Source organism: Streptomyces sp. NBC_00028 (genome assembly GCF_045041065.1).
Lineage (GTDB): Bacteria > Actinomycetota > Actinomycetes > Streptomycetales > Streptomycetaceae > Streptomyces.
Genome location: NZ_CP108293.1, coordinates 6,819,820 through 6,836,002 on the forward strand (window position 1 = coordinate 6,819,820; position 16,183 = coordinate 6,836,002).

The following is a 16,183-nucleotide window of genomic DNA, read 5'->3' on the forward strand; positions in this document are numbered from 1 at the left end:
CGGTGCGGTGGCGAAGCCCCGTTCGGGCCCGCCACCGCACCGCCACCGCATCACACCCGCCCGTGGGTCAGGCCACGTTCACCGCGCTCCAGGCCGCGGCCACCGCGTTGTACTCCGCGCTGCCCGCCCCGTACAGGTCCTTCGCCGCGTTCAGCGTCGCCGTGCGGGCGCCCGCGTAGTTCGTGGAGGACGTCATGTAGACGGTCAGCGCCCGGTACCAGATGGCACCCACCTTGTCCCGCCCGATGCCCGACACCGAACTGCTGTTACAGGTCGGCGAGTTGTAGCTGACGCCGTTGACCGTCTTCGCGCCGCTGCCCTCGGACAGCAGATAGAAGAAGTGGTTCGCGACGCCCGACGAGTAGTGCACGTCGAGGTTCCCGACCGAGGAGCTCCAGCAGTCCGCCGAGTTGCCGTCCTTGGACGGCTTGTCCATGTAGCGCAGCGCGTCCCGTCCGAATCCCGACCGGACGATCTTCTCGCCGATGAGATAGTCCCCGGCGTCGGAGGAGTTGCCCGCGTAGAACTCCACCAGGGTCCCGAAGATGTCGGAGGTCGCCTCGTTGAGCCCGCCGGACTCACCGGAGTACGTGAGCGCCGCCGTCTTCGACGTCACGCCGTGCGACATCTCGTGCCCCGCCACGTCCAGCGACACCAGCGGGCCGAGCTGCGTCCCGTCACCGTCGCCGTAGGTCATGCAGAAGCAACTGTCGTCCCAGAAGGCGTTGTTGTAGCTGTTGCCGTAGTGGACGCGGTTGTACGAGCCCTTGCCGTCACCGGCGATGCCGTTCCTGCCGTGGACGTTCTTGTAGTAGTCCCAGGTGACGTTGGTGCCGTACTGCGCGTCGACCGCGGCCGTCGCCCGGTCCGAAGTCGCCCCCGTCCCCCAGTGGTTGTCGGCGTCGGTGAACAGCGTCGCCGGGGCGCGGCTGAAGCAGATGCCGAGGATGCACAGGTCGGTCTTGTTGGCCGCGTCGCCGGTGTACGTGTTCCCGCGCGTCGCGTCCTTCAGCTGGTACGTCGACCCCGACAGCGTCGTCTCCAGCGGCACCGTCCCGCCGTACAGCGACTTGCCGTCGCCCGTCGCCGACTCCAGCGAGTCCCAGGCGTCGATCTGGGCGCCCGAGCGCGCGTCGGTCAGCACGACGCGCGCGACCGGGTTGCCCAGCGAGTCCTGGGCCACCGCCTCGGTGCGCCAGGCCAGCTTCGGCGTGCCGTGCAGGGCGTCGACGACCAGCTGTGGCTTGGCCGTCAGCTTCTTCAGCGTCTCACCGAGGTTGGCGGCGCGCAGCGCGTTCGCGGCGAGGTCGGCGGCCTTGGGCGCGGACAGGGCCGGCGTCACGCCGGACAGCGAGATCGCCTTCTTCGTCGCGCGGTCGGCGCCCTTGTACGACCCGTCCGACGCGAGGTGGACGACGAAGTCGCCGCCCAGCACCGGCAGGTTGCGGTAGGTGCGGTCGTAACGGACGTGCTGGGTGCCGTTCTTGTCGACGACGACGTCCCGGACCTTGGTGTCCTGCGCGGAGGTCAGACCCAGCGCGGCGGCCTGGTCGACCAGCGCCGAGGCCGCGTTGTCGATCGCGGTGGCCCGGGTCGGTCTGTCGGCCGCGTCGGCGGTGGGGACGAGAGCGGCCGCCAGCAGGGCGGTGCTGGTGACGGCGACACCGGCGGCGGCGAGCCGGGAACCCCGGAGGGAGCGGATGGAGCGGACAGGACGAATTGAGCGTATTCGGCTCATCTGTCTCCTCAGAAAGGCGCCTTGGGCGCGTGGGGGAGGCGCTCGTGCTGGAGGAGATTCAAAGGGCACAGGCCTGTCATGTCCATACCGCGTCTGTGCCGGTGTGTGTGGAGAGAGAATCGTTTCTGTGAGCCTCACCCCCCTGCTCCCGCCCGCCCTCCCGTTCTTCGTCTACGGCACCCTTCGCCCTGGTGAGCCCAACCACGACCACTTCCTGCGCGGCCGCACGGCGGCCGAGGAACCGGCGCTGCTCCAGGGCGCGGCCCTGTACGACGGCCCCGGATATCCGTACGTGGTGGAGGAGCCCGGCATCGTCCGCGGCGACCTCGTCACCGCCCGCCCCGAGGAGTACGGCGCCTTGCTCGTCGCCCTCGACCACTTGGAGGAGTACGTGCCCGGCGACCCCCGGAACCTCTACGAACGGGTCGAACGCGAGGTGGTCCGGGAGGCCGACGGAACGCCGGTGCGGGCCTGGACGTACGTCGCCGCCCCCGCAGTGGCCGAAGGGCTCCGCCGCCATGGCAGCCGCATCGCGACCGGCGACTGGCTGGCCCTGCGCTGACGCTCGGTCAGGACTCGACGGTCTCCACCCGCACCGCGCACGTCTTGAACTCCGGCATCCGTGAGGTCGGGTCGAGCGCCGGGTTGGTGAGGGTGTTGGCGCGGCCCTCGCCGGGCCAGTGGAACGGCATGAAGACCGTGTCGGGGCGGATGCCGGTGGTGATCCGGGCCGGCGCCACCGCCCGGCCGCGTCGGGACACCACCGCCACCGGGTCGCCCTCGGCCGCGCCGAGCCGCGCCGCGAGCCGCGGGTGCAGCTCCACGAACGGACCGGGCGCGGCGGCGTTCAGCTCGTCGACCCGGCGGGTCTGCGCACCGGACTGGTACTGGGCGACGACCCGGCCGGTCGTCAGCAGCACCGGGTACTCGTCGTCCGGCTCCTCCGCCGACGCCCGGTGCGAGACCGGCACGAAGCGGGCCCGGCCGTCGTCGGTGGCGAAACGGTCGAGGAAGAGACGGGGCGTGCCGGGGTGTTCCGCCTCTCCGGCGTCCTGGGTCGGGCACGGCCAGAACACCCCGTTCTCCTCCGCCAGTCGGCGATAGGTGATTCCGGAGTAGTCCGCCGCCCCGCCCGCGCTGGCCCGGCGCAGCTCCTCGAAGACCTCCTCGGGGTCGGTCGGGAAGCCCTTCTCCACGCCGAGCCGGTCGGCGAGTTCGTGCATGACCTCCAGGTCGCTGCGGACTCCGTCGGGCGCGGTGATCGCCTGCCGCCGCAGCAGCACCCGGCCCTCCAGGTTGGTCGTCGTCCCCGTCTCCTCGGCCCACTGGGTGACCGGCAGGACGACGTCCGCGAGCGCGGCCGTCTCGGAGAGGACGACGTCACAGACCGCCAGGAAATCAAGGGACTTGATGCGCTCCTCGATGTGCGCGGCGGCCGGCGCCGACACCACCGGGTTGGACCCCATCAGCAGCAGCGACCTGATGTCCGTACCCAGCGCGTCCAGCAACTCGTAGGCACTGCGCCCGGGGCCGGGCAGCGAGTCCGGGTCCACGCCCCACACCTCGGCGACATGGCGTCGCGCCGCCGGGTCGTCCAGCTTGCGGTAACCGGGCAACTGGTCGGCCTTCTGGCCGTGTTCGCGCCCGCCCTGTCCGTTGCCCTGCCCGGTGAGACAGCCGTACCCGGACAGCGGCCTGCCCGCCCGGCCGGTCGCCAGGCACAGGTTGATCCACGCGCCCACGGTGTCGGTGCCCTTGGACTGCTGCTCGGGCCCGCGCGCGGTCAGCACCATCGCGGCTTCCGGCTCGCAGAACATCCGCACCGCTTCCCGGAGTTGGGGGACGGGCACGCCGGTGATCCGCTCCACGTACTCCGGCCAGTGCGCCATCGCCGCCGCCCGCGCGTCCTCCCAGCCGGCGGTGCGCTCGGCGACGTACGCCTCGTCGACCCGCCCCTCGGCGACGATGAGGTGCAACAGACCGAGGGCCAGGGCGAGATCGGTGCCGGGGCGGGGCATCAGATGCAGGTCGGCCTGGTCGGCGGTCTTCGTCCGGCGCGGGTCGACGACGATCAGGGTGCCGCCGTTCTCCTTCAGCTCGGTGAAGAAGCGCAGCGACGGCGGCATGGTCTCGGCGAGGTTGGAGCCGACGAGGATCACACACCCCGTTTTCGGGATGTCCTCCAGCGGGAACGGCAGCCCGCGGTCCAGACCGAACGCCTTGATGCCACCGGCCGCGGCCGAGGACATGCAGAAACGTCCGTTGTAGTCGATCTGCGAGGTGCCGAGGACGACCCGGGCGAACTTGCCCAGCGTGTACGCCTTCTCGTTCGTCAGGCCGCCCCCGCCGAACACCCCGCACGCGTCCGGACCATGTTCCGTCCGCGTACGCAGCAGTTCCCCGGCGATCCGGTCCAGCGCCTCGTCCCACGTCGCGGGCACCAGCGTGCCCCCGGAGCGCACCAACGGGGAGGTCAGGCGGACGCTCGACGAGAGCACCGCGGGCGCTGTCCGGCCCTTGCCGCACAGCGCCCCCCGGTTCACCGGGAAGTCCGCGCGCTCGGTGACCTCCACGCCCCCGTCCGGGACGGGCGTGAGATTCATCCCGCACTGCAGGGCGCAGTAGGGGCAGTGGGTGGGCGTCGCGGAGTTCTGCATGCCTTTCAGCGTGCTTCCGCCGTGTTACGTGCGCGGCGGCCCCCCTGTTACACGGCCGGGACGGCGACCTCCCCGCCGCCTCCCGGTCCCGGTGAGGATGCCTACAGTCCGCCATGGTGAACGGCGTTCCTGGAGAAGCGTCCGCCCCGCGTCACCGGCCGCCGGCGAGCGCCTTGGTCACCCCCGGTTCCCTCGGCCCGAGGAACCGGGGATCGGGCTCGAAGACCGCGTCCAGGGCGGCCTTGCCGGCGGCGAAGATCTCGCGGGTGCCCCCGTAGTACCAGGTGACGTCGTGCTTGGCGTCCACGCCGACGCCGTACGAGGTCACGCCCGCCGCCTGGCACAGCGCGACCGCCCGCCGGATGTGGAAGCCCTGGCTGATCAGCACGGCCCGGTCCACGCCGAAGATCTTCTTGGCCCGGACGCAGGAGTCCCAGGTGTCGAACCCGGCGTAGTCACTGACGATGCGGGCGTCGGGAACCCCGTGCTCGGTCAGATAGGTCCGCATGGCGTCCGGCTCGTCGTAGTCCTTGCGGCTGTTGTCGCCGGTGACGAGGACGACCTTGATCTTCTGTTCCCGGTACAGCTTCGCCGCCGCGTCCAGCCGGTGCGCGAGATACGGCGACGGCTCGCCGTCCCACAGCCCGGCCCCGAAGACGACGGCGACCTCGGTGCGCGGCACGTCCGCGGTCGTCCGCAGCCGGTCACCCGTGACGACGTACATCCAGGTCGCCGGAAGCAGCGCCAGCACGCACCCGGCCATCACGGCCTGCACCAGCCGCCGCTGCCCGGTACGGGTGCGCGGCAGACGGGGTCTGCGCAGTCTCACGGGGTCCCTCCCAGGTCGTCCTTCGACAGTCAGGGACGTGCCGTAAGCCGCCGCGGTTCGCCGCCGCCGACGTGACCAGCCTCACGCACACGCAGGAAAACGCAGGTCAGCCCACCTCACACCGGCCTACCGGGGCGCGGTGAACCCACGGAAAATCCCCGTTATCTTCATGCAACGGGACGGCAACCTCCCCCCGCCACCATCGGTTCATGACAGCGTCGAACTCTCTAAGCGACGAGTCCAAGACGGTCCACTTCGACAGTACGGCGCACCTCATGAACCGGATCAGCAGCCAGCTCGCCAGCCAGCTCAGCCTCGTCTCGCTCGACGGCAGGCGGCGCCCCGAACCTCCCGCGCTCGTCGTCGTGGCCCACGGCAGCCGCGACCCACGCGCCCTGAGCACCGTGAGCAGCCTCCTCGACAAGGTCCGCGAACAGCGCCCCGGCCTCGCGGTGCACCTGGGCCACATCGAGCTCAACGCCCCGCTGCTGACCGACACCCTCAAGACCCTCGGCAACCGCGAGGCGATCCTCGTCCCGCTCCTGCTCAGCCGCGGCTACCACGTGAAGCGGGACATCCCCGAGATGGCCGCCGAGACGCAGGTACGCGCACGCGTGGCGCCGGCGTTGGGCCCGCACCCCTTGCTGGTGGAGGCCCTGCACGCTCGCTTGGTGGAGGCGGGCTGGGAGGAGTCCCCGCGCGCGGGCAGCGCGGTGGTCCTGGCGGCGGCGGGTTCGCGTGACCCGGAGTCGAAGGTCGACATGGCCCGTATGGCGGCCCTGCTGTCGACCCGCCTGGGAGCCCCGGTGGTCCCGGCGTACGCGACCACGGCGGCCCCCACGGTCCCGGCAGCGATCGAGGCCCTGACGGCGAGGGGCTACGACCGTGTGGCGATCGCCTCCTACTTCACGGCTCCGGGCCGCTTCGCGAGGGAGTGCGCGGAGGCGGCACCGTGGATAGCGTCAGCGCCCCTGGGCACACACGCAGCGATGGCAGACCTCTTGCTACACAGGTACGACCAGATGACGTCCCTAAGGGGCGCGGGGCTGTGTCCATCTGCGGCTCCGCCGCGGGGCGCGAGCAACCACGAACAACCCGCACTCGCCGTCTAAACAGAACAACGCAGACGAACCGGCGATTTGTCAGTCCCTCCCCGTACTGTCGAGTCATGTCGTACGACCTGCCCTCAACAGACCGCTGGGCCCCGGAACCCGACAAGCGTCCCGGCCGCACCGCTTTCCAACGCGACCGAGCACGGATCCTGCACTCCGCCGCTTTGAGGAGGCTCGCCGGCAAAACGCAGGTCGTCACCCCAGGCACCCGTAACCAGGCCTGGGACGCCACCCCCCGCACCCGCCTCACACACTCCCTGGAGTGCGCCCAGGTAGGCCGAGAGCTCGGCGCAGCCCTCGGTTGCGACCCCGACCTCGTCGAAGCCGCCTGCCTCGCCCACGACCTCGGCCACCCCCCGTTCGGTCACAACGGCGAACAGGCACTCAACGAGTTCGCGGAGGACTGCGGCGGCTTCGAGGGCAACGCCCAGTCCCTGCGCCTCCTCACCCGCATCGAGCCCAAGCGCTTCACCGAGGAGGGCTCGGTGGGGCTGAACCTCACCCGCGCCACCCTCGACGCGGCCACCAAATACCCCTGGCCCCGCGGAGCGGGAGCGCAGGCGTCGCCCAAGTTCGGCGTCTACGAGGACGACCGCCCCGTCTTCGACTGGGTCCGCAAGGACGCCCCCGGCACCCGCACCTGCTTCGAGGCACAGGTCATGGACTGGTCGGACGACGTGGCGTACTCGGTCCACGACGTGGAGGACGGCCTGCACGCGGGCCACATCGACCCCAACTACCTGCACGCGGAACCGGAACGGCAGGCCGTCTTCGAGGTGGCCCTCGGCCGGTACGTGCCCGAGGACACCGACCCCGCCGAACTCGCCGCGGCCCTCGACCGGCTCCAGGACCAGCCCTGGTGGCCGCACGGCTACGACGGCACGGCCGTCGCCCAGGCCCGGCTGAAGGACGCCACCAGCCAGCTCATCGGCCGCTTCTGCCTCGCCGCCGAGGGCGCCACGCGCGCGGCGTTCGGCGCCGGCCCGCTCACGCGGTACGCCGCCGAGCTCGTCGTACCGCACGAGACGCGGCTGGAGTGCGCGGTCCTCAAGGCCGTCGCCGACCGGTACGTCATGCAGCGCGCCGAGCAGGAGCGGCTGCGGGCCGACCAGCGGATCGTGGTCGCGGAACTCGCCGAGGCGCTCACGACCCGGGCCCCGGACGGGCTGGACCCGCAATTCCGCGCGCTGTTCGACCAGGCGCCCGACGACCGCGCCCGCAAGCGGGTGATCGTCGACCAGATCGCGTCCCTCACGGACGCGTCGGCGCGTTCGCTTCATGCGCGTCTGACAGGGCATATGTGAGACAGATGTGCCATGGGTGAAGCGAAACGCGCCCGAATGTGACCCTCCGTGGCCTGATCGGGCCACTCCCTCTTCCCCCATCACGCTGCGTGCGGGACGCTCCCATGTGGCGGCACCCGCTGTGTTTTCTGGGGCGACACTCCCCAGACCCCCCGGTAGGAGGCATCAAGTGGTCGACGCGGACCAGACATTCGTGATCGTCGGAGGCGGTCTCGCCGGCGCCAAGGCGGCCGAGACGCTCCGAGCGGAGGGCTTCACCGGTCGCGTGATACTGATCTGCGACGAACGCGACCACCCCTATGAGCGCCCGCCCCTCTCCAAGGGCTACCTGCTCGGCAAGGAGGAGCGCGACAGCGTCTTCGTGCACGAACCGGCCTGGTACGCACGCAACGACATCGAGCTGCACCTCGGCCAGACGGTCGACGCGATCGACCGCGGGGCGAGGACGGTCCGCTTCGGCGACGACGGCACGCTCGTCCACTACGACAAGCTGCTTCTGGCCACCGGCGCCGAACCCCGCCGCCTGGACATCCCCGGCACCGACCTCGCGGGCGTCCACCATCTGCGCCGCCTCGCCCACGCGGAACGCCTCAAGGGCGTGCTCGCCGCGCTGGGCCGGGACAACGGCCATCTGGTGATCGCCGGGGCCGGCTGGATCGGCCTGGAGGTCGCGGCGGCGGCCCGGGAGTACGGCGCCGAGGTCACGATCATCGAGCCCTCCGCGACCCCGCTGCACAACGTCCTCGGCCCCGAGCTCGGCGGCCTCTTCGCCGACCTCCACCGGGAGCACGGCGTCCGCTTCCACTTCGGCGCCCAGCTCACCGAGATCGTCGGCCAGGACGGCATGGTGCTGGCCGCCCGCACCGACGACGGCGAGGAACACCCGGCGCACGACGTCCTCGCGGCCATCGGCGCGGCCCCCCGCACCGCCCTCGCGGAGGCGGCGGGACTGGAACTCGCCGACCGGGCGCACGGCGGCGGCGTCGCGGTCGACGAACGGCTGCGCACCTCCGACCCCGACATCCACGCGGCCGGTGACGTCGCCTCCTTCCACCACGCCCTCTTCGACAGCAGGCTGCGCGTGGAGCACTGGGCCAACGCCCTCAACGGCGGCCCCGCCGCGGCCCGCGCGATGCTCGGCCAGGACCTCGTCTACGACCGCGTCCCCTACTTCTTCTCCGACCAGTACGACCTGGGGATGGAGTACAGCGGCTGGGCGCCCCCGGGGTCGTACGACGAAGTGGTGATCCGCGGGGACGCCGGAAAGCGTGAGTTCATCGCGTTCTGGGTGAAGGAGGGCCGGGTGCTCGCCGGGATGAACGTGAACGTGTGGGACGTCACGGACCCGATCCAGCAGCTGATCCGCACGAAGACCCAGGTGGACACGGAGGCGCTGGCGGACCCACACGTTCCGCTCGAAAGCCTCGTCTCTTGAGTGTCAGTCCGTCCCCGTAGAATTCACGCGTGGCTGGACGGATCAATGACGAGGACGTGAAGGCGGTACGGGACGCGGTCCCGATCGACGCCGTGGTGTCCGAGTACCTCCAGCTGCGCAACGCGGGCGGTGGCAACCTCAAGGGCCTGTGTCCGTTCCACGACGAGAAGTCGCCGTCCTTCCAGGTCAGCCCGAGCAAGGGACTCTTCCACTGCTTCGGCTGCCAGGAGGGCGGCGACACCATCACGTTCGTGATGAAGGTCGACCACCTCACCTTCTCGGAGTCGGTCGAGCGCCTGGCCGCCCAGGCCGGCATCACGCTGCGCTACGAGGAGGGCGGATACAACCCCGCCCACCAGCGCGGCGAACGCATCCGGCTGGTCGAGGCCCACAAGATCGCCGCCGACTGGTACGTGGAACAGCTCGCCACCAGCCCGGAGGCCGACGCCGGCCGCAAGTTCCTCGCCGAGCGCGGCTTCGACCAGTCCGCCGCCGAGCACTTCTCCGTCGGCTACAGCCCCCAGGGCTGGGACCACCTCACCCGCTACCTCCGCGGCAAGGGCTTCAGCGACAAGGAACTCCTGCTGTCGGGGTTGTCGCAGGAAGGCCGCCGCGGCCCCATCGACCGCTTCCGCGGCCGGCTGATGTGGCCGATCCGCGACATCGGCGGAGAGGTCGTCGGCTTCGGCGCCCGCAAGCTGTACGAGGCGGACAACGGCCCCAAGTACCTCAACACACCCGACACGGCGATCTACAAGAAGTCCCAGGTCCTCTACGGCATCGACCTCGCCAAGAAGGACATCGCCAAGGCGTCCCGCGCGGTCGTCGTCGAGGGCTACACCGACGTCATGGCCTGCCATCTCGCCGGGGTGACCACCGCCATCGCGACCTGCGGCACCGCCTTCGGCGGCGACCACATCAAGATCCTCCGCCGGCTGCTGATGGACAACGGCAGCGCGCGGGTCATCTTCACCTTCGACGGCGACGCGGCCGGCCAGAAGGCGGCCCTGCGCGCCTTCGAGGACGACCAGAAGTTCGCCGCCGAGACCTACATCGCCATCGCCCCCGACGGCATGGACCCCTGCGAACTGCGCCTGGCGAAGGGCGACGAGGCGGTCGCCGACCTGGTGGAACCCCGCACCCCGCTCTTCGAGTTCGCCCTCCGCCAGATCGTCGTCCGCTACGACCTCGACACCCCGGCGGGCCGTGCCTCGGCGCTGGACGAGGCCGCCCCGATCGTCGCCCGCATCAAGAACAGCGGCGCCCAGCACGAGGTCGCCGTCCAGCTCGCCGGCATGCTCGGCATCCTCGACACCCAGTTCGTCGTCAAGCGCGTCGCCCAGCTGGCCCGCTGGGCCCGCGACCGCGGCGGCAAGGGCGCCCCCGCCCCCTCGCGCGGCGGCCCGCAGCAGACGTACGAGGCCACCCAGCGCCCCACCGCCGGCGGCCCGGCGCTCCAGCTCCGCAACCCCGTCTACGCCACCGAGCGCGAACTCCTCAAACTCGCCCTCCAGCGCCCCGAGTTGGTCTCCCCGGCGTTCGACGCCTACGGCATCGACGAGTTCACCGCCGCGCCCTACGCCGCCGTACGCCTGGCGATCATGGAGGCGGGCGGCGCCGAGTACGGCACTCAGGACGCGCAGGACTATCTCGTCCGGGTCCGCGAGGCCGCGCCCGACGACGCGGTCCGCGCGATGGTCACGGAGCTGGCCGTCGAGGCGATCATGCGCAAGACCGTCGACGAGATCTACGCGGGCATCCAGCTGGTGGCGGTCCGCCGCCGGGCCGTGGAGCGCCGCGTCCGCGACATCCAGTCCACCCTCACCCGCCTCGGCACCCACGGAGACCCGGCCGAACTGGCCGCCGTGCAGAACGAATTGTGGGTGCTCCAGCAGTACGACCAGGCGCTGCGCGAGCACGGAGCCGCAGCTCTCTGAGCGTGTCGCGTCCGCCAGGGTAACCACCCGGTCACGGACCGGACTCAAAAAGTCACCGCACGCCCCTCGTGGCGGCGATGTGTCGTACTCCACACTGGGTTCCGGTGCCTGAGTCCTCGGAGCGCGGCCGATCCGTCCCCAGCGGGTCCCAGACCCCCGCGGTTCCGCTCATCGCGTGCGGGACGGACAGCGGCGAGGCCGCCGACTCCGCCCCCGAAACAGCGCTGCCGCACTCCTCTGCAGCGATCATCCTGGAGGTCGCCCCCGTGCAGACCCTGACCCAGACCGAGAACAGTACGGACGCCACGGAGCCGGACGCCGAGACCGACGTTCTTGTCGCGGTCCCCCCGCAGAACCGTGTCGTGCACCACCCCGAGACCGAGTCGGAAGAGCCCCCCGCCGACGCCCTGGAGGCCCCGGAAGCCCCTGAGGCCGCGGAGGCGCCCGAGCCGGTCGAGGCCCCGGAACCGGCCGCCCGCACCCGCCCCGACACCAGCGGCCCGTCCTCCGACCTGTTCCGCCAGTACCTCCGCGAGATAGGCCGCATCCCGCTCCTCACCGCGGCCGAGGAGGTCGAACTCGCCCGGCGCGTCGAGGCGGGCCTGTTCGCCGAGGAGAAGCTCGGCACCCCCGGCCTGGACAGCGGGCTCGCCCTCGACCTGGACCGGCTCGTCGTGATGGGCCGCATGGCCAAGCGCCGCCTCATCGAGGCGAACCTGCGGCTGGTCGTCTCGGTCGCCAAGCGGTACGTCGGCCGCGGGCTGACCATGCTCGACCTGGTCCAGGAGGGCAACCTGGGCCTGATCCGCGCGGTCGAGAAGTTCGACTACGCCCGCGGCTACAAGTTCTCGACGTACGCCACCTGGTGGATCCGCCAGGCCATGTCCCGCGCCCTCGCCGACCAGGCCCGCACCATCCGCGTGCCGGTCCATGTCGTCGAGCTGATCAACCGGGTCGTCCGCGTCCAGCGCCGCATGCTGCAGGAACGCGGCTACGAACCGACGCCGGAGGAGGTGGCCGGCCACCTCGACCTCGCTCCGGAACGCGTCAGCGAGGTCCTGCGGCTGGCGCAGGAACCGGTGTCGCTGCACGCGCCCGTGGGCGAGGAGGACGACGTCGCACTCGGCGACCTCATCGAGGACGGCGACGCGACGTCACCCGTGGAGTCGGCGGCGTTTCTGCTGCTCAGGGAACACCTTGAGGCGGTGCTGTCGACGCTGGGGGAGCGTGAGCGGAAGGTGGTGCAGCTCCGTTACGGTCTTGCCGACGGACGTCCCCGCACGCTGGAGGAGATAGGGCGCATCTTCGGTGTGACGCGGGAGCGGATTCGGCAGATCGAGTCGAAGACGCTGAACAAGCTGCGGGATCACGCTTTTGCGGATCAGCTGAGGGGCTACCTCGATTGATGCCGGGTGCGGGTGGTGGGGGCTGGTCGCGCAGTTCCCCGCGCCCCTGAGGTGGGACCAGCCCCCGCCTGTTTATCAGTCCACCTCGGCCACCGCCTGCGCGAACTGCGCCTTGTAGAGGCGCGCGTACGCCCCGTCCGCCTCCAACAGGTCCTCGTGTGCGCCCTGTTCCACGATCGCGCCGTTCTCCATCACCAGGATCGTGTCCGCGTCCCGGATGGTGGAGAGGCGGTGGGCGATCACGAACGACGTGCGGCCGTGGGCGAGTTTGGCCATCGCCTTCTGGATCAGCACCTCGGTGCGGGTGTCGACGGACGACGTGGCCTCGTCGAGGACGAGGATCACCGGGTCGGACAGGAACGCCCGCGCGATGGTGATGAGCTGCTTCTCACCGGCGCTGACGCCCGTGCCCTCGTCGTCGATCACGGTGTCGTAGCCGTCCGGCAGCGTCCGGACGAACCGGTCGGCGTGTGCGGCGCGCGCCGCCTCCTCGATCTCGCCGCGGGTGACGTCGCGGGACGCCCCGTAGGCGATGTTCTCCGCGATGGTGCCGCCGAACAGCCAGGTGTCCTGGAGCACCATGCCGATGCCGGCCCGCAGTTCGTCCCGGGACATCTTGGCGATGTCCACCCCGTCCAGGGTGATCCGGCCACCCGAGACGTCGTAGAACCGCATCAGCAGATTGACCAGCGTGGTCTTGCCGGCGCCCGTCGGGCCGACGATCGCGACCGTGTGACCCGGCTCCACCTTCAGGGAGAGGCCCTCGATCAGCGGCTTCTCGGGGTCGTACCGGAAGGACACGTTCTCCAGCGCGACCCGCCCGCGCAGCTCGTCCGGGCGAAGGCCCGGGACCGGGTCCGCCGACTGCTCCTCGGCGTCGAGCAGTTCGAAGACGCGCTCGGCGGAGGCGACACCGGACTGCACCAGGTTCGCCATGGACGCGACCTGCGTCAGCGGCATCGAGAACTGGCGTGAGTACTGGATGAAGGCCTGGACGTCACCGATGGACAGGGCGCCCGAGGCGACCCGCAGACCGCCCACGACCGCGACCAGGACGTAGTTGAGGTTCGACACGAACATCATCAGCGGCTGCATGACCCCGCTGTTGAACTGCGCCTTGAACCCGGCCTCGTACAGCGCCTCGTTCTGCTCGGCGAACTGCTGCGCCGACTCCTCCTGCCGCCCGAACACCTTCACCAGGGCGTGCCCGGTGTACATCTCCTCCACGTGCGCGTTGAGCTTGCCGGTGGTGCGCCACTGCTGCACGAAGTGCGGCTGCGAGCGCTTGCCCACGCGCGTGGCGACGACGAACGACAGCGGCACGGTCACCAGCGCGACCAGCGCCAGCAGCCAGGAGACGTAAAACATCATCGCGAGCACGCCGATGATCGTCAGCAGGGAGTTGATGAGCTGGCCCATCGACTGCTGGAGGGTCTGCCCGATGTTGTCGATGTCGTTGGTCGCCCGGGACAGGACCTCGCCGCGCTGGCGCTTGTCGAAGTACGACAGCGGCAGCCGCGACATCTTCGTCTGGACGTCCTCCCGCAGCCGGAACATCGTGCGGTTGACGGCCCGGTTCACCAGCCGGGTCGCCACCGCCATCAGCAGCCCCGCGACGAGGAACGCGCCGGTGGCGAGGAGCAGGACATGTCCTACGGCGGTGAAGTCGATGCCCTCACCGGGGGTGAAGTCGGTGCTGCCGAGCATGTCGGCGATCGCCGAGTCGCCACGCTCGCGCATCCCGGCGAGGACCTCCTCCTTCGAGGCCCCGGCCGGCATCTGCCGTCCGATGATGCCGGCGAAGACCAGGTCGGTGGCCTTGCCGAGGATCCACGGCCCGATCGAGTTCAGGCCGACGCTGACGACCACGCAGGCCAGCAGCCCGTAGATGGTGAACCGCTCCGGCCGGAACTGGCCGATCAGCCGCCGGCCCGACACCTTGAAGTCCAGCGAACGGCTGTCCGGGCCGCCCCCGGCCATCATCCGCCCCATGGGCCCGGCCATCAGGCAGCCTCCGCTTCCGTCAGCTGGGAGAGCACGATCTCCCGGTAGGTCTCGTTGTCCGCCATCAGTTCACGGTGGGTTCCGGTGCCGACGACCCGGCCCTCGTCGAGGACGACGATCCGGTCGGCGTCGCGGATGGTCGCCACCCGCTGGGCGACGATCACCACGGTCGCCTCCGACGTCTCCGCCGCGAGCGCCGCGCGCAGCGCCGCGTCGGTGGCGTAGTCGAGCGCGGAGAAGGAGTCGTCGAAGAGATAGATCTCGGGCCGCTGGACCAGCGTCCGGGCGATCGCGAGCCGCTGCCGCTGACCACCGGAGACGTTCGTCCCGCCCTGGGCGATGGGGGAGTCGAGGCCGTTCTCGAGACCCTCCACGAAGCCCTTGGCCTGCGCCACCTCCAGGGCGTGCCACAGCTCCTCGTCCGTGGCGTCCGGGTTGCCGTAGCGCAGGTTGGTCGCCACGGTCCCGGCGAAGAGATACGGCTTCTGCGGCACGAGCCCGACGGTCTTCGCCAGCAGCGTCGGCTCGACGTCCGCGACCGGGACCCCGTCGACCAGCACCTCGCCCTCGGTCGCGTCGAACAGCCGGGGCACCAGCCCAAGGAGCGTCGACTTGCCGCTGCCGGTCGAGCCGATCACGGCCGTCACCTCACCGGGCCGGGCCACCAGTTCGACCGCCTTGAGCACCGGCTCCTCGGCCCCGGGGTAGCGGAAGCCCGCGCCCCGGATCTCCAGGTGTCCGTGCCGGCGCAGCTCCACGACCGGCGCCACCGGCGGCACCACGCTCGACGACGTGTCGAGGACCTCCTGGATGCGCTCGGCGCACACCTCCGCGCGGGGCACCATCATGAACATGAAGGTGGCCATCATCACGGACATCACGATCTGCATCAGATAGGCGAGGAACGCGGTCAGATCACCGATCTGCATCCCGCCGCTGTCAATGCGATGGGCGCCGAACCACACGACGGCGATCGACGACAGGTTCACCACCGTCATGACGATCGGGAACATCAGCGCGAGCATCCTGCCGGTGGCCAGCGACATGTCGGTGAGGTCGCCGTTCGCCTTGCGGAAGCGCTCCTCCTCGTACTCGTCCCGGACGAAGGCGCGGATCACCCGGTTGCCGGTGATCTGCTCGCGCAGCACCCGGTTCACGGTGTCCAGGCGCACCTGCATCGTCCGGAACAGCGGTCGCAGCCGCCGTACGATCAGGGTCACGCAGACGCCCAGCGTCGGTACGACGGCGACCAGCACCGCCGACAGCGGCACGTCCAGGCCGAGGGCGAGGACGATGCCGCCCACGCACATGATGGGCGCCGACACCATCAGGGTGAACGTCATCAGCGCCAGCATCTGCACCTGCTGGACGTCGTTCGTGGTCCGGGTGATCAGCGAGGGCGCGCCGAAGTGGCCCACCTCGCGGGCCGAGAACGACTGCACCCGGTCGAAGACCGCGGCCCGCACGTCCCGCCCGAGCGCCGCGGCCGTTCGGGCGCCGTAGTAGACGGCCCCGATGTTGCACACCACCTGCGCCAGCGAGATCCCGATCATCAGGGCGCCGAAGGACAGGATGTAGCCCGTGTCCCCGTTCACCACGCCCTTGTCGATGATGTCGGCGTTGAGCGTGGGCAGGTAGAGGGTGGCGCAGGTCTGGAGGAACTGGAACAGCACCAGGACGGTGATGGCTTTCTTGTAGGGCCTGAGATAGGTCCGCAGAAGTCGTATGAGCACGCTACGTCTCTCGGAGTCGGCGACAGGG

Annotated in this window: 11 protein-coding genes; 6 read left to right on the plus strand and 5 right to left on the minus strand. The window is 70.6% G+C overall.

The window, feature by feature from the left end:
* Positions 1-67: 67 nt before the first annotated feature.
* Complete coding sequence (locus OG885_RS30655) at positions 68-1,738, minus strand: M4 family metallopeptidase (protein WP_405737510.1); 1,671 nt, start codon at positions 1,736-1,738, stop codon at positions 68-70.
* A 127-nt stretch (positions 1,739-1,865) separates the two neighbouring features.
* Here OG885_RS30655 and OG885_RS30660 point away from each other — a divergent pair, with 127 nt between their 5' ends.
* Positions 1,866-2,300: a gamma-glutamylcyclotransferase family protein gene (locus OG885_RS30660; RefSeq protein WP_405737512.1), complete on the plus strand. Its 435-nt coding sequence runs from the start codon at positions 1,866-1,868 to the stop codon at positions 2,298-2,300.
* 7 nt (positions 2,301-2,307) lie between these two features.
* On the opposite strand, the gene OG885_RS30665 is transcribed toward OG885_RS30660, so the two are convergent.
* Entirely contained in the window at positions 2,308-4,395 is a 2,088-nt protein-coding gene (locus OG885_RS30665) for a molybdopterin oxidoreductase family protein (RefSeq protein WP_405737514.1), read from the minus strand.
* 151 nt (positions 4,396-4,546) lie between these two features.
* Positions 4,547-5,224 (minus strand): vancomycin high temperature exclusion protein, encoded by a 678-nt coding sequence (locus OG885_RS30670; protein WP_405737516.1) that lies wholly within the window; start codon positions 5,222-5,224, stop codon positions 4,547-4,549.
* Between the two features lie 209 nt (positions 5,225-5,433).
* Between OG885_RS30670 and OG885_RS30675 the strand changes: the two genes are divergently transcribed.
* The 5 genes from OG885_RS30675 (at position 5,434) to OG885_RS30695 (ending at position 12,418) form a co-directional block, all read left to right on the plus strand.
* Entirely contained in the window at positions 5,434-6,336 is a 903-nt protein-coding gene (locus OG885_RS30675) for a sirohydrochlorin chelatase (protein WP_405737518.1), read from the plus strand.
* 56 nt (positions 6,337-6,392) lie between these two features.
* Positions 6,393-7,640: a deoxyguanosinetriphosphate triphosphohydrolase gene (locus OG885_RS30680; protein ID WP_405737520.1), complete on the plus strand. Its 1,248-nt coding sequence runs from the start codon at positions 6,393-6,395 to the stop codon at positions 7,638-7,640.
* A 169-nt stretch (positions 7,641-7,809) separates the two neighbouring features.
* Positions 7,810-9,075: an NAD(P)/FAD-dependent oxidoreductase gene (locus tag OG885_RS30685; protein ID WP_405737522.1), complete on the plus strand. Its 1,266-nt coding sequence runs from the start codon at positions 7,810-7,812 to the stop codon at positions 9,073-9,075.
* A gap of 29 nt (positions 9,076-9,104) precedes the next feature.
* A complete protein-coding gene (gene dnaG / locus OG885_RS30690) occupies positions 9,105-11,012 on the plus strand; it encodes a DNA primase (protein WP_405737524.1) in 1,908 nt (635 codons plus the stop codon).
* Between the two features lie 104 nt (positions 11,013-11,116).
* Positions 11,117-12,418, plus strand: coding sequence for an RNA polymerase sigma factor (locus OG885_RS30695; protein ID WP_405737525.1), 1,302 nt, complete (start codon positions 11,117-11,119; stop codon positions 12,416-12,418).
* A gap of 75 nt (positions 12,419-12,493) precedes the next feature.
* On the opposite strand, the gene OG885_RS30700 is transcribed toward OG885_RS30695, so the two are convergent.
* A complete protein-coding gene (locus tag OG885_RS30700; RefSeq protein WP_405737526.1) occupies positions 12,494-14,422 on the minus strand; it encodes an ABC transporter ATP-binding protein in 1,929 nt (642 codons plus the stop codon).
* Positions 14,422-16,155 (minus strand): ABC transporter ATP-binding protein, encoded by a 1,734-nt coding sequence (locus OG885_RS30705; RefSeq protein WP_405737527.1) that lies wholly within the window; start codon positions 16,153-16,155, stop codon positions 14,422-14,424. Before OG885_RS30705 ends, OG885_RS30700 begins: the two co-directional genes overlap by 1 nt.
* Positions 16,156-16,183: the final 28 nt, after the last annotated feature.